This is a genomic window from Metabacillus indicus (genome assembly GCF_046603695.1).
Classification (GTDB): Bacteria; Bacillota; Bacilli; order Bacillales; family Bacillaceae; genus Bacillus_P; species Bacillus_P indicus.
Window position 1 is genome coordinate 974,304 of the sequence record NZ_CP176757.1, and the last position, 18,802, is coordinate 993,105.

Annotated in this window: 20 protein-coding genes; 15 read left to right on the plus strand and 5 right to left on the minus strand. The window is 45.1% G+C overall.

Annotated features, from left to right (window positions below):
- Position 1: 1 nt before the first annotated feature.
- Entirely contained in the window at positions 2–151 is a 150-nt protein-coding gene (locus ACK1LH_RS04870; RefSeq protein ID WP_168713755.1) for a hypothetical protein, read from the minus strand.
- Between the two features lie 107 nt (positions 152–258).
- On the minus strand, positions 259–1,071 hold the full coding sequence (locus ACK1LH_RS04875; RefSeq protein ID WP_029282688.1) for a Cof-type HAD-IIB family hydrolase: 813 nt from the start codon (positions 1,069–1,071) through the stop codon (positions 259–261).
- Between the two features lie 140 nt (positions 1,072–1,211).
- Between ACK1LH_RS04875 and ACK1LH_RS04880 the strand changes: the two genes are divergently transcribed.
- From ACK1LH_RS04880 to argF, 9 genes are all read left to right on the plus strand, one after another.
- Positions 1,212–1,991: an alpha/beta fold hydrolase gene (locus tag ACK1LH_RS04880; RefSeq protein WP_029282686.1), complete on the plus strand. Its 780-nt coding sequence runs from the start codon at positions 1,212–1,214 to the stop codon at positions 1,989–1,991.
- Between the two features lie 50 nt (positions 1,992–2,041).
- Positions 2,042–2,350, plus strand: coding sequence for a metal-sulfur cluster assembly factor (locus ACK1LH_RS04885; protein WP_029282683.1), 309 nt, complete (start codon positions 2,042–2,044; stop codon positions 2,348–2,350).
- A 140-nt stretch (positions 2,351–2,490) separates the two neighbouring features.
- The gene (argC, locus tag ACK1LH_RS04890) at positions 2,491–3,525 is read left to right on the plus strand and encodes an N-acetyl-gamma-glutamyl-phosphate reductase (protein ID WP_029282681.1); all 1,035 of its coding nucleotides are present in this window, start codon (positions 2,491–2,493) and stop codon (positions 3,523–3,525) included.
- A gap of 12 nt (positions 3,526–3,537) precedes the next feature.
- Entirely contained in the window at positions 3,538–4,764 is a 1,227-nt protein-coding gene (argJ, locus tag ACK1LH_RS04895) for a bifunctional ornithine acetyltransferase/N-acetylglutamate synthase (RefSeq protein WP_029282679.1), read from the plus strand.
- A 10-nt stretch (positions 4,765–4,774) separates the two neighbouring features.
- On the plus strand, positions 4,775–5,554 hold the full coding sequence (gene argB, locus ACK1LH_RS04900) for an acetylglutamate kinase (protein WP_029282677.1): 780 nt from the start codon (positions 4,775–4,777) through the stop codon (positions 5,552–5,554).
- Positions 5,551–6,708, plus strand: coding sequence for an acetylornithine transaminase (locus ACK1LH_RS04905; RefSeq protein ID WP_411334629.1), 1,158 nt, complete (start codon positions 5,551–5,553; stop codon positions 6,706–6,708). The genes argB and ACK1LH_RS04905 overlap by 4 nt, the downstream gene beginning before the upstream one ends.
- Before the next feature lie 803 nt (positions 6,709–7,511).
- The gene (locus ACK1LH_RS04910; protein ID WP_029282673.1) at positions 7,512–8,552 is read left to right on the plus strand and encodes a carbamoyl phosphate synthase small subunit; all 1,041 of its coding nucleotides are present in this window, start codon (positions 7,512–7,514) and stop codon (positions 8,550–8,552) included.
- A complete protein-coding gene (locus ACK1LH_RS04915) occupies positions 8,545–11,622 on the plus strand; it encodes a carbamoyl phosphate synthase large subunit (protein WP_411334630.1) in 3,078 nt (1,025 codons plus the stop codon). Before ACK1LH_RS04910 ends, ACK1LH_RS04915 begins: the two co-directional genes overlap by 8 nt.
- The gene (gene argF / locus ACK1LH_RS04920; RefSeq protein WP_411334631.1) at positions 11,622–12,572 is read left to right on the plus strand and encodes an ornithine carbamoyltransferase; all 951 of its coding nucleotides are present in this window, start codon (positions 11,622–11,624) and stop codon (positions 12,570–12,572) included. Before ACK1LH_RS04915 ends, argF begins: the two co-directional genes overlap by 1 nt.
- 273 nt (positions 12,573–12,845) lie before the next feature.
- Here argF and ACK1LH_RS04925 read toward each other — a convergent pair whose 3' ends face one another.
- Positions 12,846–13,661, minus strand: coding sequence for an undecaprenyl-diphosphate phosphatase (locus ACK1LH_RS04925; RefSeq protein ID WP_029282667.1), 816 nt, complete (start codon positions 13,659–13,661; stop codon positions 12,846–12,848).
- Between the two features lie 142 nt (positions 13,662–13,803).
- Here ACK1LH_RS04925 and ACK1LH_RS04930 point away from each other — a divergent pair, with 142 nt between their 5' ends.
- The gene (locus tag ACK1LH_RS04930) at positions 13,804–13,983 is read left to right on the plus strand and encodes a YjzC family protein (RefSeq protein WP_029282665.1); all 180 of its coding nucleotides are present in this window, start codon (positions 13,804–13,806) and stop codon (positions 13,981–13,983) included.
- Positions 13,984–14,052: 69 nt separating this feature from the next.
- Here ACK1LH_RS04930 and ACK1LH_RS04935 read toward each other — a convergent pair whose 3' ends face one another.
- Positions 14,053–14,238, minus strand: coding sequence for a YjzD family protein (locus ACK1LH_RS04935; RefSeq protein ID WP_029282663.1), 186 nt, complete (start codon positions 14,236–14,238; stop codon positions 14,053–14,055).
- Positions 14,239–14,439: 201 nt separating this feature from the next.
- On the opposite strand from ACK1LH_RS04935, the gene ACK1LH_RS04940 reads away from it, so the two are divergent.
- The 4 genes from ACK1LH_RS04940 (at position 14,440) to ACK1LH_RS04955 (ending at position 17,380) form a co-directional block, all read left to right on the plus strand.
- The gene (locus ACK1LH_RS04940; RefSeq protein ID WP_411334632.1) at positions 14,440–15,168 is read left to right on the plus strand and encodes a hypothetical protein; all 729 of its coding nucleotides are present in this window, start codon (positions 14,440–14,442) and stop codon (positions 15,166–15,168) included.
- 89 nt (positions 15,169–15,257) lie between these two features.
- Positions 15,258–16,115 carry an NAD-dependent epimerase/dehydratase family protein gene (locus tag ACK1LH_RS04945; RefSeq protein WP_411334633.1) on the plus strand — a complete coding sequence of 286 codons (858 nt, stop codon included), beginning with the start codon at positions 15,258–15,260 and terminating at the stop codon, positions 16,113–16,115.
- A gap of 114 nt (positions 16,116–16,229) precedes the next feature.
- Positions 16,230–17,180, plus strand: a complete 951-nt coding sequence (locus tag ACK1LH_RS04950) for a BMP family ABC transporter substrate-binding protein (protein ID WP_203289742.1) — start codon at positions 16,230–16,232, stop codon at positions 17,178–17,180.
- Positions 17,181–17,194: 14 nt separating this feature from the next.
- Positions 17,195–17,380 carry a ComZ family protein gene (locus ACK1LH_RS04955; RefSeq protein ID WP_029282655.1) on the plus strand — a complete coding sequence of 62 codons (186 nt, stop codon included), beginning with the start codon at positions 17,195–17,197 and terminating at the stop codon, positions 17,378–17,380.
- 31 nt (positions 17,381–17,411) lie between these two features.
- Here the strand turns inward: ACK1LH_RS04955 and ACK1LH_RS04960 are convergent, their stop codons facing one another.
- Positions 17,412–17,672, minus strand: coding sequence for a hypothetical protein (locus ACK1LH_RS04960; RefSeq protein WP_029282653.1), 261 nt, complete (start codon positions 17,670–17,672; stop codon positions 17,412–17,414).
- A 163-nt stretch (positions 17,673–17,835) separates the two neighbouring features.
- On the opposite strand from ACK1LH_RS04960, the gene ACK1LH_RS04965 reads away from it, so the two are divergent.
- Entirely contained in the window at positions 17,836–18,768 is a 933-nt protein-coding gene (locus ACK1LH_RS04965) for a beta-ketoacyl-ACP synthase III (protein ID WP_411334634.1), read from the plus strand.
- Positions 18,769–18,802 lie beyond the last annotated feature (34 nt).

An 18,802-nucleotide genomic window follows, 5' to 3' on the forward strand; every position in this document is an offset into this window, starting at 1 on the left:
TTTAAAAGCCTCCTAAAGAGGATTTTTCTGCCATTTGAGCTTTGCGCTCTTCTGACTCAGCCATTGTTGTATGATAAGGGAAACGTTCATCATGTTTCGAAACGGAATCTTTACCTTGCTGAACAAAGCGTTTAGATTTATTACTGCTCATGCGAAATTCCCCCTAAGATGAATGGTTGACGCTGCTGCTGCGTCCTCATTATTTTGTCTCATGCGGAGGCGTTTTATGGATGGAAAACTTCACTAAAAAAAGACGCCTTACAGAGATAGGGCGTCTTTTAAGTATACGGCAATGCCGTCTTCTTCGTTTGTTTTCGTTTCGCGGTTTGCGACTTCTTTCAGTTTCGGGATGGCATTACCCATTGCCACTCCCTGTCCTGCGTATTCCAGCATTTCAAGGTCGTTGTCTTCGTCTCCGAAGGCAATAATTCTTTCTGCGGGAATCGAGTAGGAATCGGCAATGATTTTCAGGCCGACGGCTTTGTTCATGCCGCGCTTGATTAATTCGATGACGTGCCAAGGAGCTGCCCAGCGTCTGTGGTCAACAAGCTCTGCATGCACATCCGACAGATAGGTGCGGATGTTTTCCACTTCCTCTTCTGATGCATGAATCAGAATACTTGTCACATCATCACCGAGATTTTTGCGGAGATCTCCCACTGTAATGTCGGATGTATTCATTGTAAATACATCGAGTAATTTTTCGTCATGATAGTGAAAATAAACATGATCGATTATTTCGGCCAGGATGTTTTTCACGTTGTGCTTTTCACATACTTCAACAATCTGTTTGACAGTTTCCACATCCAGCGTAGTGTGAAAAGCTCCCCATTGATCGTCTTTCGGGTGATGGACAAATGCCCCGTTGAAATTGACAACAGGTGTATCAAGCTCGAGCTCTTCATAATACATGGAGCTTGCTCTGTATGGGCGGCCTGTTGAGATGCAGACGATATGTCCCGCTTCTCTCGCTTTTTTTAAGATTTCTTTTGAATAGGCAGAAATCGTTTTATCATCCTTTAATAAAGTACCATCTAAATCGAGTGCAATTAAATGAGGTAGTGTCGTCATAGAAGCTCCTTTATTTTATGATTGGAGGGACGGCTGAAAAACAAAGTCCCCTTACAGTGTATCTTTTTTCCAAGATTATTGTCTACATGTTACACTTATGTTTAGAAAAGAAAAGAAGTCTCAAAAAGGAGGTATACCTCATGATCGCTGTTGAAAAAATGACCATTGATGGAATTCCCGTCCTGCACATCGCAAGGGATGCGGATAAAAATAAAAAGACGCCGTTTGTACTGTTTGTCCACGGCTTTACGAGCGCAAAGGAACACAACCTTCACTATGCCTACCTTCTTGCGGAAAGAGGAATTCGCGTCGTTCTCCCTGATGCTCTTCACCACGGTGAACGAAGCGGAAAACTTCAGGGCACGGAGTTAAATATGCAATTTTGGAGCATTGTAATAAATGAGATCAAGGAACTCGATGTCATAAAGAGTCATTTTGAAAAAAACGGCCTGATTGATCCTGAAAACATAGGCGTTGCCGGAACATCGATGGGAGGCATCGTCACTCTTGGGGCTCTGACTCAGTACGAGTGGATCAAAGCTGCAGCAAGCCTGATGGGCAGCCCTTATTATGAGCAGTTTTCCCGTCAGCAGATACAATATGTACAAAAAATGGGCATGAAGGTCCCTCTTACAGATGAAGAGCTGGAGAAGCATTTTCTCAGCCTCCAGGAATATGACCTCAGCCTGCATACAGAAAAGCTTGCATCACGGCCTCTGCTTTTCTGGCATGGCAAAAAGGATAATGTGGTGCCGTTTGACCCGACATACACATTTTTCAAGGAAATTCAATCTGCTTATGAGACAAAACCGGAATATCTGAAATTTATTGCCGATACGAACGCCGATCATAAAGTATCGCGCGAGGGACTGATAGCAACGGTAGACTGGTTTGCTGATTTTCTTTGCGAAAGCAAATAAGTTTAGGCCGGTCACTTTGTCAGGTATACTAGATAAGAGGAGTGATAAAAATGGATGAAGCATTGAAAGAGAATATATATGGCGCGCTTGAGCTTGTGGTTGACCCTGAGCTTGGAGTCGACATTGTCAATCTTGGTCTTGTGTATGATGTTGACCTTGATGAAAATGGCACAGCGCTCGTCACAATGACATTAACTTCAATGGGATGCCCTCTTGCAGGCACGATTATCGATCAGGTAAAAGCTGCCCTTCGCGATATCCCTGAAATTAAAGAAACAGAAGTGAACATTGTCTGGAATCCGCCATGGACAAAAGACAGAATGAGCCGAATTGCTAAAATTGCTCTCGGTGTTCAATAAGATGTAAATCCCGGTCCTTTAAGGATCGGGATTTTTTTGATTAAAAATATATAAAAATACAATTGATTTTATTTTTATGCAGTATTATAATGGGTACTAAATCTCACATATGTACGATATAAATTAAAGGGTGATTTCAATTGAAGGTAGGTATAATAGGTGCTACAGGCTACGGAGGGAATGAGCTATACAGGATTCTCTCAAAGCATCCGCATGTAAAAGAATGTATTTTATATACATCATCAGAAGCGGAGAAGGCATACAGGGATTCTTATCCCCACCTGACTGACATCAGCGGGGAAAGCTTGACTGCCATTCACGCTTCAGGAATTGAGTCCGAGGTGGATGTCCTGTTTATGGCATCCCCTCCTGGTGCAGCGGCAGAGCTGCTGCCTGAGATCTGCACGGAAAAGGTAAAGGTTATTGATTTGTCGGGCGATTTAAGATTAAGAGATTCAAAGACTTATGAAAGCTGGTATAAACGAAAGGCAGCAGATCCGGCCATCACCCGGAAGGCGGTTTACGGGCTTTCTGAACTGAATAAAGACGCAATCAGAAAAGCGTCCGTTATCTCAAATCCCGGCTGCTTTCCAACGGCAGCAATCCTTGGCCTTGCGCCTGCGGTCAGCGGGGAATTAATTGATGAATCTTCTATTATTATTGATGCGAAAACCGGGGTTTCCGGTGCTGGACGCAAGCCTGGCGCCGGCGTCCATTATGCCGAGACAAATGAGAATTTCAAGATTTATAAAGTAAATGAACACCAGCATATTCCGGAGATTGAACAGGCTCTGTTAGAAATGAACAGCGCAGTAAAGCCTCTTACGTTTCAGACTCACCTTGTTCCGATGACTAGGGGAATTATGACGACCATTTACGCAGGTGCGAAAAGCGGAAGCTTAAAAGAGTGGCATGATCTCTATAAGGAGTTTTACAAAGATTGCTATTTTGTAAGAGTAAGGCCGGTCGGGGAATTTCCTTCAACTAAGGAAGTATACGGTTCAAACTACTGTGATATCGGAATTGCATTTGATGAAAGAACAGGCAGGATTACCGTTGTGTCTGTAATTGACAACTTAATGAAAGGTGCAGCAGGGCAGGCAGTGCAGAATTTCAACCTGATGAACGGGTTTGATGAAACAGCAGGTCTTGAAATGGCGCCGCTGTATCCATAAGGAGGCTTATCGATGCTAAAAGTAAAAGAGTCCGCTGGGATTCAGAAAATAGAAGAAGGTTCAGTCACATCACCGAAGGGGTTTAAGGCGGACGGAGTACATACCGGCTTGAGATATGCAAAGAGAGATTTGGGTGTCCTGATCAGCGAGGTTCCGGCAAGCTGTGCAGCAGTTTACACACAGAGTCATTTTCAGGCCGCTCCATTAAAAGTGACGCAGGAAAGCACAAAGGCAGAACAAAAGCTGCAGGCTCTGATTGTAAACAGCGCGATTGCAAATGCCTGCACAGGGGAGCAGGGGCTGAAAGATGCGTATGAAATGAGATCGCTGTGCGCGGAAGCATTCTCATTGAAAGAAGAATATGTGGCGGTAGCATCAACAGGTGTCATTGGAGAATTCCTGAAAATGGACTGCATCCGCAGCGGAGTAGGGGCCGTTTCTCCTGCAAAGCTTGGAGCATCTGCTTTTGAAGAAGCGATTTTGACAACAGACACTGTGACAAAGAAAACGGCCTATGAGATTATCGTCGGCGGAAACAAAGTAACCATCGGAGGGTGTGCGAAGGGTTCGGGGATGATCCATCCGAATATGGCCACGATGCTTGCCTTTATAACGACAGATGCAGCAATTGAAAGCGATGTGCTCCAAGGGGTTTTGGGCGAGCTGACGGATGTTTCGTTCAACCAGATTACGGTGGACGGGGAAACATCGACAAATGATATGGTGCTTGTCATGGCAAACGGCCTTGCAGGCAATGCTATGCTCACTCCGGAACATGAAGATTGGGATGACTTTAAGCTTGGACTGAAAAAGGTATGCGAAGATCTAGCAAAAAGCATCGCAAAAGACGGCGAAGGTGCAACAAAGCTGATTGAAGTGACAGTTGAGGGTGCTGCTTCAGATGAGGAAGCGAGAATAACGGCCAAGAAAGTCGTCGGATCAAGCCTCGTGAAAACAGCTGTTTATGGCTCTGATGCCAACTGGGGCAGAATCATCGGGGCAATCGGGCACAGTGATGCAAAAGTAAATCCAGAGGGGATCGGCATCTTTTTAGAAAGCCAGTGTCTTTTTCATAATGGCCAGCCGCAGGCATTTTCAGAGGAACTGGCGAAAAAAGCGCTGGAAAAAGAAACGGTTGCCATTCATATTGATCTCCGGGTTGGAAACGGTGAAGGAAAAGCATGGGGCTGCGACCTGACATACGATTATGTCAAAATCAACGCAAGCTACAGAACGTAAGGAGCGGATTATGGACAGAACAGTGGTGCTGAAATGCGGAGGAAGTACAGTGGATGAGCTGTCAGGTGATTTTTTTGAAAGCCTGCACGAGCTGATCAGTCATGGACACCGGGTTGTCATTGTTCATGGAGGCGGGCCAGCCATCAATGCGGCCTTAAAGTCAATGAATGTGCAGACGGAGTTTATCGGCGGCCAGCGGAAGACGACAAAGCAGGTTCTTGATGTAGCGGAAATGGTGCTTGCAGGACAAATCAACAAACAGCTGGTAAGAGCCCTGCAGCAGCACGGATTTAAAGCAGCGGGCATTGCCGGCTGCGATGGAGGGACTCTGACAGGAGAGCATCTGAATGAACAGGAGCTTGGGCACGTAGGCCAGATTACAGCCGTCGATGACCATCTTATTGAAACACTGCTGAAAGGCGGATATATCCCGGTCATCGCACCGCTAGCTAAAACAAAAGATCACGGCACGCTGAATGTGAATGCGGACACGGCAGCTGCGGCTGTAGCAAGTGCACTTGGGGCAAACCAGCTTCTGTTTGTCACAGATGTAGAGGGCATTATGAAGGAACAAGTCGTCATCCAGCATACAACTCCAGATGAAATAGCAGAAATGATCGGCACAGGCATTATCAGCGGCGGAATGATTCCAAAGGTCCAGGCTGCCATAAAATCACTTTCCCAAACGCTGAAAGAAGTGATGATCGTCAGCGGAAAGAGGAAGTTTGCATCTGAATCATCCATCTTTGGAACAAAAATAACTGCCGGCAAGGAGGCTGCATTAAAATGACTCATTTATTCCCTACATACGCCCGTTATGATGTTGAAATAAAAGATGCAAAAGGCGCGGTCGCAGTTGATCAGAATGGAAAAGAATACTTGGACTTTATATCCGGCATTGCCGTGTGCAATTTAGGCCATTGCGATGAGGATGTAAAAAAAGCTGTAAAACAGCAGCTTGATAAGGTATGGCACGTTTCCAATCTTTTTCAAAGTTCAATCCAGGAGGAAACAGCCCGGCTGCTTACTGAAAACAGTTCAGGAGATGCGGTCTTCTTCTGCAACAGCGGGGCAGAAGCGAATGAAGCGGCGATCAAGCTTGCAAGAAAGCATACGGGAAAGTCGAAAATCCTGACATTTAGACAGTCTTTCCACGGAAGAACGTTCGCGACGATGTCTGCGACCGGCCAGTCAAAGATTCATGACGGTTTCGGCCCGCTGCTGCCGTCGTTTGAATACCTTCCGTATAACGATTCGGAAGCATTGGAACAGATTGCCGGAGATGACTATGCAGCCATTATGCTTGAAGTGATTCAGGGAGAGGGCGGGGTCGTTCCGGCAGAGCAGACATTCATGAATGCAGTAAAAAAAGCCTGCACAAGACTTGGAGCCCTGCTGATTATTGATGAAGTGCAAACAGGCATTGGCCGGACAGGCAAGCCGTTCGCCTATCAGCATTACGGTGCAGACCCCGATATCATTACATCAGCCAAGGGGCTTGCCAATGGATTTCCGGCAGGGGCCATGATCGGGAAAAAAGAGCTGGTTTCCTCCTTTCAGCCAGGCTCACACGGAACCACATTCGGAGGCAATCCGCTTGCAATGGCAGCAGCCAAAGCAACACTTGAAAAAATCTTTGACCCTGTCTTCCTCGAAGACGTGAACAGAAAAGCTGAAAAAATGACAGATCTTCTGAAAAATGTCCTATCAGGTGCAGAAGAAGTGGAAGAAATCAGAGGAAAAGGCTTCATGATCGGCATTCAGCTGAAACAGGAGGCAGCTCCCCTCATTACAGAACTCCGCTTGAGCGGGCTGCTTGCACTCCCGGCCGGACCGACAGTGATCAGGCTGCTGCCGCCGCTTACCGTAACAGATGAAGAAATGACTGCAGCTGCAGACATTATCGGAAAAACGTTGAGGAAAACGGCTGGAAGCTTGAGCTAGAACATTGGACTGGGATGGTGCCAGGAGGCGGTCCAGGGCACCAAACAGGGGAAGAGTACCATCAAAGAACAGAAAATCAGATTTGATGGCACTGAACAGTGAGAATAGGACCACCAACGAACAGAAAATCAGATTTGATGGCACTGAACAGCAAGAATAGAACCATCAACGAACAGAAATCTAGTTTTGATGGCACTGAACATCGAGAATAGGACCACCAACGAGCAGAAAATCAGATTTGATGGCACTCAACATCAAGAATAGAACCACCAACGAGCAGAAAATCAGATTTGATGGTACTGAACATTGATTATAGTACCACCAACAAACAGAAAATCAGATTTGATGGCACTGAACATCGAGAATAGGACCATCAACGAACAGAAATCTAGTTTTGATGGCACTGAACATTGAGAATAGAACCACCAACAAACAGGAAAACAGTTTTGATGGCACTAAACAGCGAGAATAGAACCATCAACAAACAGGAAAACAGTTTTGATGGAACTGATCAGAGAGAAAGGGACCACCAACGAGCAGAACCCCTGTTTTGATGGAACTGAAGAGCGAGAATAGTGCCATCAACGAACAGAAATCCAGTTTTGATGGCACTAAAAAGCGAGAATAGGACCATCAACGAGCAGAACCCCAGTGTTGATGGCACTGAACAACGAGAATAGAACCATCAACAACTAGAAAATCCTGCTTAATGGCACCACTCATCACCACCCTAAATTTTTTTACACACCAACGCATAAATATACTTAAAATTATATAAAAATTCATTTCGAGGTGAACGGAACATGAGCGGCTACCTGCTTCTTGAGAACGGCACAAGCTATAAAGGAAATTTAACCGGCGGGCACGTAGGGGGCGAGATCGTTTTTTATACCGGCATGACCGGCTATCAGGAGGTGCTGACAGACCCGTCCTACCAAAATCAGATTATCGTCTTTACGTATCCGCTGATCGGAAATTACGGGATTAATGCTTCAGACTTTGAAAGTGAAAGACCTCAGATTAAAGGGGCCGTCTTTTATGAATGCTGCGAGCATTTTTCCCATTACGAGGCAGCTTACAGCGTGAAGGAGTACTTGAAGAAATGGAATGTTCCGTTTATCAGCCATGTGGACACAAGGTCTGTCGTCAAACAGATCAGAAAGCACGGAACGATGAAAGCAGAGCTTTCAGCCGTAAAAAAAGATCTTTCTGTCATTCCGGAAAAACATTTGCCGAGCATCAATGAAACTCTGACAACGGCAGGCGATGGGGATGTCCATGTTGCCCTCATTGATTTCGGGTTTAAAAAATCCATTGGGGCTTCCTTTTTAAAGAGGGGCTGCAAAGTGACCACTATTCCTTATACAAAATTACATGAGCTTAGCTCGGTAAAGCCGGATGCCATTGTTTTTTCAAATGGACCAGGAGATCCGAAGAGCCTTGAGATGTATTTGCCGGCGATCAAGAAAGCGACGGAAGACTACCCGTCACTCGGTATTTGCCTTGGCCATCAGCTGATAGCTCTTGCATACGGCGGAGATACGAAGAAGCTGCGGTTTGGCCACCGGGGAGCGAATCATCCAGTTGCTGATCAGGTTAAGGGGAAAGTGTTCATGACCTCCCAAAATCACAGCTATGTCGTGACGTCGCATCAAGAAGCGTTTAAGGTCCGTTTTCTGAATGTGAATGATCAATCAGTGGAAGGCATGCTTCATAAGTCGCTTCCGATTCTGTCCGTTCAGTTTCATCCGGAAGCACATCCGGGACCGGCAGAGAGTGAATACTTGTTTGACGAGTTTTTGGAAATGGTGAAAAAGACAAGGAGAGAAACGGTATATGCCTAAACGACATGATCTTAAAAGCATCTTGGTAATTGGTTCAGGACCTATCATCATCGGTCAGGCAGCGGAATTTGACTATTCAGGAACGCAGGGGTGCATCGCGTTAAAAGAAGAAGGCTATAAAGTCATCCTTGTAAACAACAATCCTGCCACGATCATGACGGATCATGAGTACGCTGATGAGATTTACTTTGAACCTCTGACGGTGAAAAGTCTCACAAAAATTATTGAAAAAGAACGCCCGGACGGCCTGCTTGCCTCGCTCGGAGGCCAAACAGGTTTAAATCTTGCCGTCAAGCTGCATGAAGCAGGCATTCTTCAAAAATATGGGGTGGAAGTGCTTGGAACAAGCGTCGATTCAATTCAAAAAGGGGAAGACCGGGAGAAATTCAGAAAGCTCATGTATGACTTAAATCAGCCGGTTCCTGCAAGTGAAATCGTGACAGACGCAGAGGGAGCACTAGCTTTTGCAGAAAGTATAGGCTACCCAATTATCGTCCGGCCAGCCTATACACTTGGAGGCAAGGGAGGCGGCATTGCAGAGGATGAGAAAAAGCTGAAGCAGCTGATGAAAAGCGGGCTGAATGCGAGTCCCATTCATCAGTGCCTCGTTGAAAAGAGCATTGCAGGGTTTAAGGAAATTGAATATGAGGTGATGAGAGACCGCGCCAATACGTGCATAACGGTGTGCAACATGGAAAATATTGATCCGGTGGGTATTCATACCGGTGATTCGATGGTTGTTGCCCCTTCCCAGACATTGACCGATCATGAGTACCAAATGCTCCGGTCTGCATCTCTGACGATTATTTCAGCGCTTGAAGTAATCGGCGGATGCAACATTCAATTTGCGCTTGATCCTGTAAGCAAACAATACTATGTCATCGAAGTAAATCCGCGTGTCAGCCGTTCCTCAGCTCTTGCATCAAAAGCAACCGGCTATCCGATTGCCAAACTTGCTGCGAAGCTTGCTTGCGGCTATACGCTGGATGAACTGAAGAATCCGCTGACACAGTCAACGTTTGCAAGCTTTGAACCTGCACTTGACTATGCAGTGGTTAAATTTCCGAGATGGCCGTTTGATAAGTTTAAAGATGCGGACCGTGTTCTGGGCACAAAAATGAAGGCAACGGGCGAAGTGATGTCAATCGAACGGAACCTGGAGGCAGCGATTCAAAAAGCAGCAGCTTCTCTTGAGCTCGGAAACATTGGAATCTGGCATGAAGATACGGCCGGTCTATCTGATGTGGAGCTTCTGAGCTTGCTGAAATACGCTACCGATCAGCGCTTCTTTGCCATCATGGAGCTTTTGAGAAGAGGCGAAACCATCCATGTTATTCATGAAGAAACCGGCATTGATTATTATTTTCTGAACATCTTTGCCTCTCTTATCGAGCTTGAACAGCAGCTGAAGACTTCTTCCCTTGATACAATGACACGCGAGTTTTTCACCCGCATCAAGGAAAAGGGCTGCTCAGATGCATATATTGCCCACGTGCTGAATGAAGAAGAACCGAAAGTGTCAAAGGTGAGAAAATCACTTGGCATTACCGCTAAATATAAGCTGGTAGATACATGCGCCGGGGAATTCGAAGCGAGAACGAACTATTATTACTCTGCGTACTTTGGAGAGTGCGAGCTTGAAAAAGAAGCTTCTCCTCAAAAGAAGAAGGCACTTGTACTGGGTTCAGGCCCCATCCGGATCGGGCAGGGGGTTGAGTTCGACTACAGTGCTGTTCAGGGAATTAAAGCCCTGCAAAAGCTTGGATATGAAGCCATTATGATCAACAACAACCCGGAAACCGTCAGCACGGATTTTGAAACCGCAGACCGTCTTTATTTTGAACCCCTGACAGTAGAGCACGTTATGAATGTGATTGAGGCTGAGGGCATTGATGTGACGATTGTTCAGTTTGGCGGACAAACGGCAATCAATCTGGCTGCGGCCCTTGAGGCCGAAGGAGCGGTTCTCCTTGGGACAGACTCAGAAACCCTTGATATTCTTGAAGAACGTGAACGGTTTTATCACCTGCTTGACGAACTTGAAATCCCCCATCTGCCTGGAGCAACGGCCCATCACGAGGAAGAGGCGCTCGCGGAAGCTGAGAAAATCGGCTATCCGGTTCTGATCAGACCGTCCTATGTGATTGGAGGAAAAGGAATGCTCGTTCTTGAAACAAAAGAGCAGCTTCAAAAGCAGCTGGAAACAGCAGGGAAGCACGCGTTTCCTGTGCTGATCGACCGTTTTGTCATCGGAAAAGAAGCAGAGCTTGATTTAGTGGCTGATGGAACAGGCATTTTCGTTCCGGCGGTGATGGAGCACATTGAGCCTGCAGGAGTCCATTCAGGTGACAGCATGGCGATTATTCCTTCCCGGTCAATCAATGCTGAACTTAAAGCAGACATGCATGAAGCTGCCCTGAAAATCGTGCAGAAACTCCAATATAAAGGCATGATGAACATTCAATTTTTAATAAAAGATGATGAGCTCTTTGTGCTTGAAGTCAATCCTCGTGCAAGCCGGACTGCACCTGTTGTCAGCAAAGTGATGGATGTGCCGATGATTCGCCTTGCCGCAGAAGCGCTTGACGGAAAAATGCTCTCTCATCATTCCATAGAAGAAAAAGAGTATGTAGCTGTAAAATATCCTGTTTTCTCAAGTCACGCTCTTCAGAATGTTGATTTGCTGCTTGGACCTGAAATGAGGTCAACGGGAGAAGGCATGTGTCTGGCACCGACAATTGAAGAAGCACTCGGCAAAGTATTTGATGAAGAAGGCAGGAAGGAAACAAATGTGTTTTTGGATACGCCTGATCAGCAGCTTCTCAACCAGATGAAAGACGCAGGAATAACCGCTGTCACAGAGGCTTTTGATGAATGGGCCGAAAATGCCCGCAATGGTTTGCTTGTGAGTCTTATGAAGGAACAATCAGCAGATATAAGGCTGAAAGCATTGGATAAAGGAATTAAAGTGTTTTCAAATCGGGAAACATTTGCAGCGTATCTGCAGGCAGCATCTGATTATAAAGTGTACTCAATAAAAGAATTAACACGAACAGGAGTGAAGGCGTGATGAGTTCAGTGAAACTTGCCCGGGTGGAGTCCTCTTTCGTTGGAAGAGATTGTCTGACCCTGCTTGATTATACAACCGAAGAAATTCTTCACATCATACACGAGGGCATAGAGATGAAAAAAAATCCAATTCAGTCGGTGCTCTCAGGCAAAATCCTTGCGATGATTTTCGAAAAATCATCAACCCGCACCCGTGTATCATTTGAAGCCGGCATGCAGCAGCTTGGAGGAAATGCTCTGTTTTTAAGCAGCCAGGATCTTCAGCTTGGACGCGGTGAGAGCATTGCGGATACGGCTAAGGTTTTATCGGGTTACGTGGACGCTATCATGATCCGGACATTCCAGCATGAAAAAGTCGAGGAGCTTGCCCGCCACGCATCAATTCCGGTCATCAACGGACTGACAGATACGTATCATCCTTGCCAGGCGCTAGCCGACTTAATGACCATCCTTCAGCTGAAAAAGACATTTAAAGGAACGAAGGTCGCCTACATAGGTGATGGCAACAATGTTGCGCATTCCCTGCTTATCGCATGTGCAAAAGTGGGAATGGATGCAGTCATCGCGCATCCGGAAGGGTATGGGCCAGATCCTGAAGTCATGAAAAACATCCAGCAGGTCTGCAAACAAACCGGAGCAGCTGTCACGGCTGTCACGAATCCTGCAGAAGCGGTGCAGGGTGCTGATATCGTCTATTCGGATGTCTGGACGAGCATGGGGCAGGAAGAAGAAAATGAAATCCGGCTAGCTGCCTTTGATGGATATCAAATCAACAGCAAACTCATGGCAGGCGCCAAGGCGGACAGCAGCTTCCTTCACTGCCTGCCGGCCCACCGCGGCGAAGAAGTTACAGCCGAAGTCATTGACGGCAGCCAGTCAGCGGTCTTCCAGCAGGCCGAAAACCGGCTGCATGTGCAAAAAGCATTGCTGAAGGAGATTCTTGCTGGATAAAAAGGTTTAAATGTGAGCTCAGTCCGCCCGGTTAAGGGCTGACTGGGCCATTTTTTTCTGCAAACACCTTCCGCACACGTATCTTCTCTAGCTGATTTTCTTTTTACAGCCAACAATTCGCTATTTACAGCCAACCTTTCAACATTTACAGCCAACAATCGCAAATTAACAGCCAATCATTGATTTACTACCAACTTCACCGCAACAGCAATGACTATTACTGCAGACAAAACACCCCTGAATGAAAAGCTCATTCAGGGGTGTTTTCCTCTATCAAGAAAAAAGAGTCAAAATCAAAATAACCGGGCCAACAATAAAGCAATAATAAGCAAAGTACTTCAGATTTCCTTTTTCCATAATGCCCATAAACCACTTCAGTGAAAAATAGGACATGATGAGCGATCCAGCAAAGCCTGCTGCATATGGCATAATGAGCTCATTAAAATGTTCATCTGCCAAAAGATCGCTGATGCCGAGGATCATACCGCCTGCACTGACCGGGATAAACAAAAGGAACGAAAATCTTAGCGCTGTTTCTTGCTTTGTCCCGAGAGCCATGGCTGCTACTATGGTAGCTCCGGATCGGCTGATTCCAGGTATCAGGGCTACAGCTTGAGCAAAACCGATCAAGACAGCGTCCTTAACGGTTAAATCTCCGTCTTTTTTATTGCCGCGCAGATTTCGAATTAAATAAAGGGCAATTCCCGTTACAATCAGGGATCCTGCAGCAAGCCTGACATCCTTGCTTGAAAGGACATCTTTGAATAAAATTCCGAGAACAGCTGCAGGGATTGTAGCGATGATCAGATAAAGAATAAATTGAAAATCCTTTTTATTCTCCGGGTTTCTGTTTACTGCGTAACTGGCGCCATTTACAGACAGCCTGATAAGGTCTTCCCTGTAGATAAGCAAAACAGCAAGTAGCGAGGCAGCGTTAACAAGGAGTTCAAAGCTCAGTCCTTCAATTTTCACGCCAAGAAAGTGCTGGGCAAACACCAGATGTCCGCTGGAGGAGACAGGGATTGGCTCTGTAAAACCCTGAAACAGCCCAAGCAGTAAATATTTCAGTATCAAATAAAAGTCTTCCATAAAGATAAAATCCTCCATTTCCCTTCTTATTTAACTACAGGTAAAAGAAGAGTGTAAAGACAAACTTAACCCGTGTTTTACATGGATTACCCTCGTTTAAACCATACTACAGGTGTATGAAACCTTTAAGGAGGGAATTAATTTGGGGCAGCAGCACCGCTTTAAATCAGGCCAAAAAGCACCTAATAACGGTGTGTATGTAGAAATTGGGGAGACAGGATCAATGGTCAAAAATCCCCGTAAAATAAAGCTTCAGGCAGGAGACCATTTTCCGGAAACGTCAAATGACGACCGTGAATGGACATACCAGCGCAAACCTTGACATCCGGTCATACAAAAAAACCCTACTGTTTTCAGTAGGGTTTTTTGCATGCAGAGTCGAAGTCAGGTATTAATGATGTCCTTCTGCCGATTTGTCAGGAACAATTTCACCCAAGATCAGGATGACAACGGTTACAGCTACAGCGAGGATAGAAGCTGTAACAAAGTTATAGGCGACACCTGTCATAGAAGCAACAACGTATGCCATCATTTGCATTAATAAAAACGTCCAGAAAAAAGTCCAAAAATAGCGCAATCTGTTCACCTCATTCTTCAAACAATTCTATGTCCATATTATCATACATAGATTGAGGAATAAAAGCTTTATTTCTGCTGAACGTGACCATTTGATGAACGTTAATGGATGGCGGGACTGGGTATAAATCCATTCGTTTTATGCTAAGTGAACATACGTTGTATAGAGATTCAAAGTACGACTGAAAGGAGGTGGGCAAAGATGGGCATTACAAAACGGTTTTTTCAGCTTGATTCCGAATGGAGCATTATTCATTATCCGTATCAGCCGAATGGGTTTGGGGTCTACATCTTCGGGGACAAAACTCATTTCGTCGATTCGCAAACAAGCTTCTGGCTTCAGCATTATGGAAGAAATCAGCTGCTTGGCGTACTGCTGGAAGCAGGCTATACAGTCTTTACGTCCAATTTGTACGGGGCAAATTGGGGAAGTCCGAAAGCACAGCAGCTCGCAATGAGGATTTATCATATTGTCATGAAAAAAGAGATCTTAAATGAGCGTGTACACATTCTTTGCGAGGGAATGGGCGCGCTTGTTGCAAAGGAACTTATGAAATCAAGCGATAAAATCAGATCTGCTGCCATGTTTAATCCCTGCCTGAATCTAAGCGCCCACCTTGAAAAAGAGAGAGAAAACAAATTTTTCTACAAACGGCTTTCCCGCGAAATAGCCCTTGCGTATGACAAGGATCCAAAAGAGGCAGGGAGCATGGCTTTTGATGAAAGTTTTGATACAGCAGACATCCCGGTTCATATTTGGCAGCGGATGAACAGCATCACTTACCCTTATCAGGATCACAGCAAAATGTATGAGGAGCACAGAAGCAAGCATGGAAATCCGATTGATCTCACGTTCCATCTTGCCGATAATCAATACAGGTTGCATCACTCGGTCGTGAAATTTTTTAAAGAAAATGAAAAAAATTTGTAGCTGGAATCGTTCCTGCATCAGGAACGATTCTTTTGCGCTGTTTTTAAGCATACGATTACTATAACGCTCTTATAAGGAGGATTCGTAACATGAAAAAAGCGTTCATTGCGGGCACCCTGCAGTTTGTCGGTTTTTCCCTCTGCAGCAGGCTGCTTGAAGAGGGCGTATGTGTTGATGGCATAAGCAATGATTATGAGGATGAACTGGAACAGAGAGTGGCTGAAGAAAAGCTGATGATGATCGGGAGAAATGCTCTGTTTCAAAGCGTGGAGTCGGTTCCAAAAGAAAAAGAGCATGATCTTATTTTCTGCTGCATCCAGGATCCTGCCGACAAAGAAAGCAGGATTCATGAAAATCTTCTAAAAGAGTGTGCTGCTCTTTCACTTACTCACAAAATCCCTTTAGTATTAATTTCATCAATGGAAGTGTACGGGGAGAATCAGCTTGTCATTGATAAAAACACGGTACCAGTTCCGACAACTGTTAATGGAGCTGCTCATTTAAAGCAGGAACAGACATTGAAAAAGTTATTTCATCATTCAGGGCTGCTGAAAATCATCCGGTTTCCAGGTCTTTACGGTCCGTGGCAGCCAAAATCGGGCAGCATTCATAAACGCATTGTTGCTTCTTTAACTGGGGGGAGCCCTGTTCAGGATGAAAGAGAGGAAAGAAGAGACCTGCTTTACATTGAAGATGCTGTTAATGCCCTGATTGAGCTGTCTAAACTTGAAACATTTACAGGAGATACCGTTCATTTGTCGTCCGGAAAAGAAAATCAGTGGAGGGAGGCTGCAATGCTTTTAAATGAAAAAAAGGAGAGCGGGATCGCCTGCAAAGTTTCAGAGGACATAAAATATACTGTGCGCAGCAGCGTATCACTAAAAGAGGGATTAAGCGCCCAAACCGAGTGGATCAGGCAAAACCTCTATATTTTTCAGTCCCTTTAGATAAAATCTCTCATTTGCTTGTTTTTTGGGAAATATATCCTTGTGCCGAATGAACCATACAGTCTAAAATATAGAGGAATCTAGACTAGCACAAGCTTAAAGGAGCTGCTTGCCATGCTGAAGAAAAGTATTCTCTTCGCGATGTGCCTTTTTTTTCTGGCTGGATGCGGACAACCCCGTCAGAATGAGCTGGAAAAAGTAGGCTTGCTTGTACCTGATACGATCAGCGATCAGGTCTGGGGAACGAAAGGATACAAAGGACTTTTGAAAATACAATCGCAATACGGGGCCGAAGTTTTTTATAAAGAAGGCATGAATAATGAAGATGCGGTTAGAGAAGCCGTCAATGAGATGAGCGGCAAAGGAGTCAATCTCATTTTTGGCCATGGAAGCGAATATGAAGCCTATTTTGAAGGGCTGAATGAAGAATATGAAGATATCCGGTTTGTTTTTTTCAATGGTGATGCAGATGGAGAGAATGTGACGAGCCTTAACTTCAATGCGAATGCCATGGGGTTTTTTGGGGGCATGATCGCCGGGGAAATGACGAGCACCAATAAAGTGGGAATTCTTGCTGCGTATGAATGGCAGCCGGAAATTGACGGTTTTTATGAAGGGGCTTTCTATCAAAACCCTGATATTGAAGTGAAGATTCAATATGTCGAGAGCTGGGATGATGTGCGGACAGCTCTGAATTATACAGATGAAATGCTTGCCGAAGGCGTGGATGTTGTATATCCGGCAGGCGACGGCTATAATGTACCTGTAATCGAAAGAATGAAAGAAAAAGGCCTGTATGCCATCGGCTATGTGTCCGATCAGTCAGACCTTGGAGAAAATACCGTTCTGACAAGCACAATTCAGCATGTGGACAGGCTTTATGAGCTTGTTGCAAAGAAATACGAGGCCGGAGAACTGGCCAGCGGAAATCTCTATTTTGATTTTCATGATAATGTGATAGAAATGGGTACATACAGTCCGAAAGTCGACAAAGCCTTTCAGGAGAAATTAGAGCAGCAAATTGAAACCTACCGGCAAACAGACAAATTGCCAAATCAGCTGTAAAGGAGAAATTTAGAATGAGCCAGGATACTAAAACACTTGAATTTATGCAGATTGCCATGAAATATCTTCCAGAGGCAAAAGCGAAGCTTGATGAAGCTGGAATTGAAATCAGAGCTGAACACCTTCAGCCAATGATGGAGCTTTTAACGAAAGTCATGAACGATGCATACGAACTTGGAAAAAATGAAGCAGGAAAATAAGAAAAAGCGCGGCGAGATAAGCTGCGCTTTTTTATTTTAGCTTCTGTTTAAAATAATCCAGTATCGGTGAAAACTCTTTTACGACCGGCTTTAATTCTTTTATCGAGTCCATAATGTCATCAATCTGCATGAAAATGCTGAAGTAATCGGTTCCGGACTGAGGTTCCTGCTCATCAAGAGCGGGCCTTTTTTCTGTTTCCTCCTGATCTGTGCGCAGCTCACGTCTATCGCCGAACATGAAGGAGTTGAAAAAATCTCCGGACTCATCCGCCTGTCTTTTTTCGCTCAACATAAACACCTCTCTTAGTTTTCCTTACTGACAGTGTATGTTCTGATTCAAAAGCGGAGCGAGGCAAACGCACAGATTTGGATTGAAATTTTGAAAAGAATACGATAAAATTAGTACCAGGTAATAATAATTGATTCTAAAAACAAGCGAAAAAGGAGCTGCATATATGAGTGCTGGAATTATTGGGATTGCACGGTATACTCCGGATTGTACTGTAACAAATGCCGATCTTGAGAAGGTGATGGATACATCAGATGAATGGATCCGCACACGGACAGGTATTGAAGAACGCCGTCTTGCAGATGATGATATGGATACTTCCGATATGGCTTACTATGCAGCTGAAAAAGCGATTGAAAACGCTGGACTGACTGCAGAGGATTTGGATATGATTTTAGTGGCCACTGTAACGCCCGATCAGCCATTTCCTACGGTTGCATGCATGCTGCAGGAAAAACTCGGGGCAAGGAAAGTAGCTGCCATGGACTTGAGCGCGGCATGTGCGGGCTTTATGTACGGACTGATTACAGCTCAGCAGTTCATTGAAACGGGCGCTTATAAAAATGTGCTCGTTGTAGGTGTTGAAAAACTGTCAAAAATTACAGACTGGGATGACCGCAACACAGCCGTCCTTTTCGGAGATGGTGCCGGAGCGGCCGTTGTCAGCAGTGTATCAGAAGGCAAAGGATTTCTATCTTTTGAGCTCGGTTCAGACGGTTCTGGCGGAAAACACTTATATCAGGATGAAAAAATTGTGATGAACGGCAGGGAAGTTTTTAAATTTGCCGTCAGACAGATGGGTGAATCGAGTGTTAATGTCATTGAAAAAGCGGGCCTTAAAAAAGAGGATGTTGACTTTTTAATTCCGCATCAGGCAAACATTCGGATCATGGAAGCAGCGAGAGAGCGTCTTGAGCTTCCAGTTGAAAAAATGTCAAAAACGGTTCATAAATATGGAAACACCTCAGCGGCATCCATTCCGATTTCACTTGTAGAGGAAATTGAGGCAGGGACGGTCAAGGACGGAGACGTTGTAGTCATGGTAGGTTTTGGCGGCGGATTAACTTGGGGCGCCATTGCTATGCGCTGGGGAAGATAAATTTTCAAAAAAACAAAAAAGGCAGGGTGTATAC

Excerpts from the sequence above, each read along its gene's own strand:
- ACK1LH_RS04950 (WP_203289742.1), top strand. The coding sequence starts at position 16,230 with ATGCTGAAGAAAAGTATTCTCTTCGCGATGTGCCTTTTTTTTCTGGCT.
- argB (WP_029282677.1), top strand. The coding sequence starts at position 4,775 with ATGGACAGAACAGTGGTGCTGAAATGCGGAGGAAGTACAGTGGATGAG.
- ACK1LH_RS04885 (WP_029282683.1), top strand. The coding sequence starts at position 2,042 with ATGGATGAAGCATTGAAAGAGAATATATATGGCGCGCTTGAGCTTGTG.
- ACK1LH_RS04955 (WP_029282655.1), top strand. The coding sequence starts at position 17,195 with ATGAGCCAGGATACTAAAACACTTGAATTTATGCAGATTGCCATGAAA.
- ACK1LH_RS04880 (WP_029282686.1), top strand. The coding sequence starts at position 1,212 with ATGATCGCTGTTGAAAAAATGACCATTGATGGAATTCCCGTCCTGCAC.
- ACK1LH_RS04965 (WP_411334634.1), top strand. The coding sequence starts at position 17,836 with ATGAGTGCTGGAATTATTGGGATTGCACGGTATACTCCGGATTGTACT.
- ACK1LH_RS04945 (WP_411334633.1), top strand. The coding sequence starts at position 15,258 with ATGAAAAAAGCGTTCATTGCGGGCACCCTGCAGTTTGTCGGTTTTTCC.
- ACK1LH_RS04875 (WP_029282688.1), bottom strand. The coding sequence starts at position 1,071 with ATGACGACACTACCTCATTTAATTGCACTCGATTTAGATGGTACTTTA.
- ACK1LH_RS04905 (WP_411334629.1), top strand. The coding sequence starts at position 5,551 with ATGACTCATTTATTCCCTACATACGCCCGTTATGATGTTGAAATAAAA.
- argJ (WP_029282679.1), top strand. The coding sequence starts at position 3,538 with ATGCTAAAAGTAAAAGAGTCCGCTGGGATTCAGAAAATAGAAGAAGGT.
- argF (WP_411334631.1), top strand. The coding sequence starts at position 11,622 with ATGAGTTCAGTGAAACTTGCCCGGGTGGAGTCCTCTTTCGTTGGAAGA.
- ACK1LH_RS04940 (WP_411334632.1), top strand. The coding sequence starts at position 14,440 with ATGGGCATTACAAAACGGTTTTTTCAGCTTGATTCCGAATGGAGCATT.
- ACK1LH_RS04910 (WP_029282673.1), top strand. The coding sequence starts at position 7,512 with ATGAGCGGCTACCTGCTTCTTGAGAACGGCACAAGCTATAAAGGAAAT.
- ACK1LH_RS04925 (WP_029282667.1), bottom strand. The coding sequence starts at position 13,661 with ATGGAAGACTTTTATTTGATACTGAAATATTTACTGCTTGGGCTGTTT.
- ACK1LH_RS04870 (WP_168713755.1), bottom strand. The coding sequence starts at position 151 with ATGAGCAGTAATAAATCTAAACGCTTTGTTCAGCAAGGTAAAGATTCC.
- ACK1LH_RS04960 (WP_029282653.1), bottom strand. The coding sequence starts at position 17,672 with ATGTTGAGCGAAAAAAGACAGGCGGATGAGTCCGGAGATTTTTTCAAC.
- ACK1LH_RS04915 (WP_411334630.1), top strand. The coding sequence starts at position 8,545 with ATGCCTAAACGACATGATCTTAAAAGCATCTTGGTAATTGGTTCAGGA.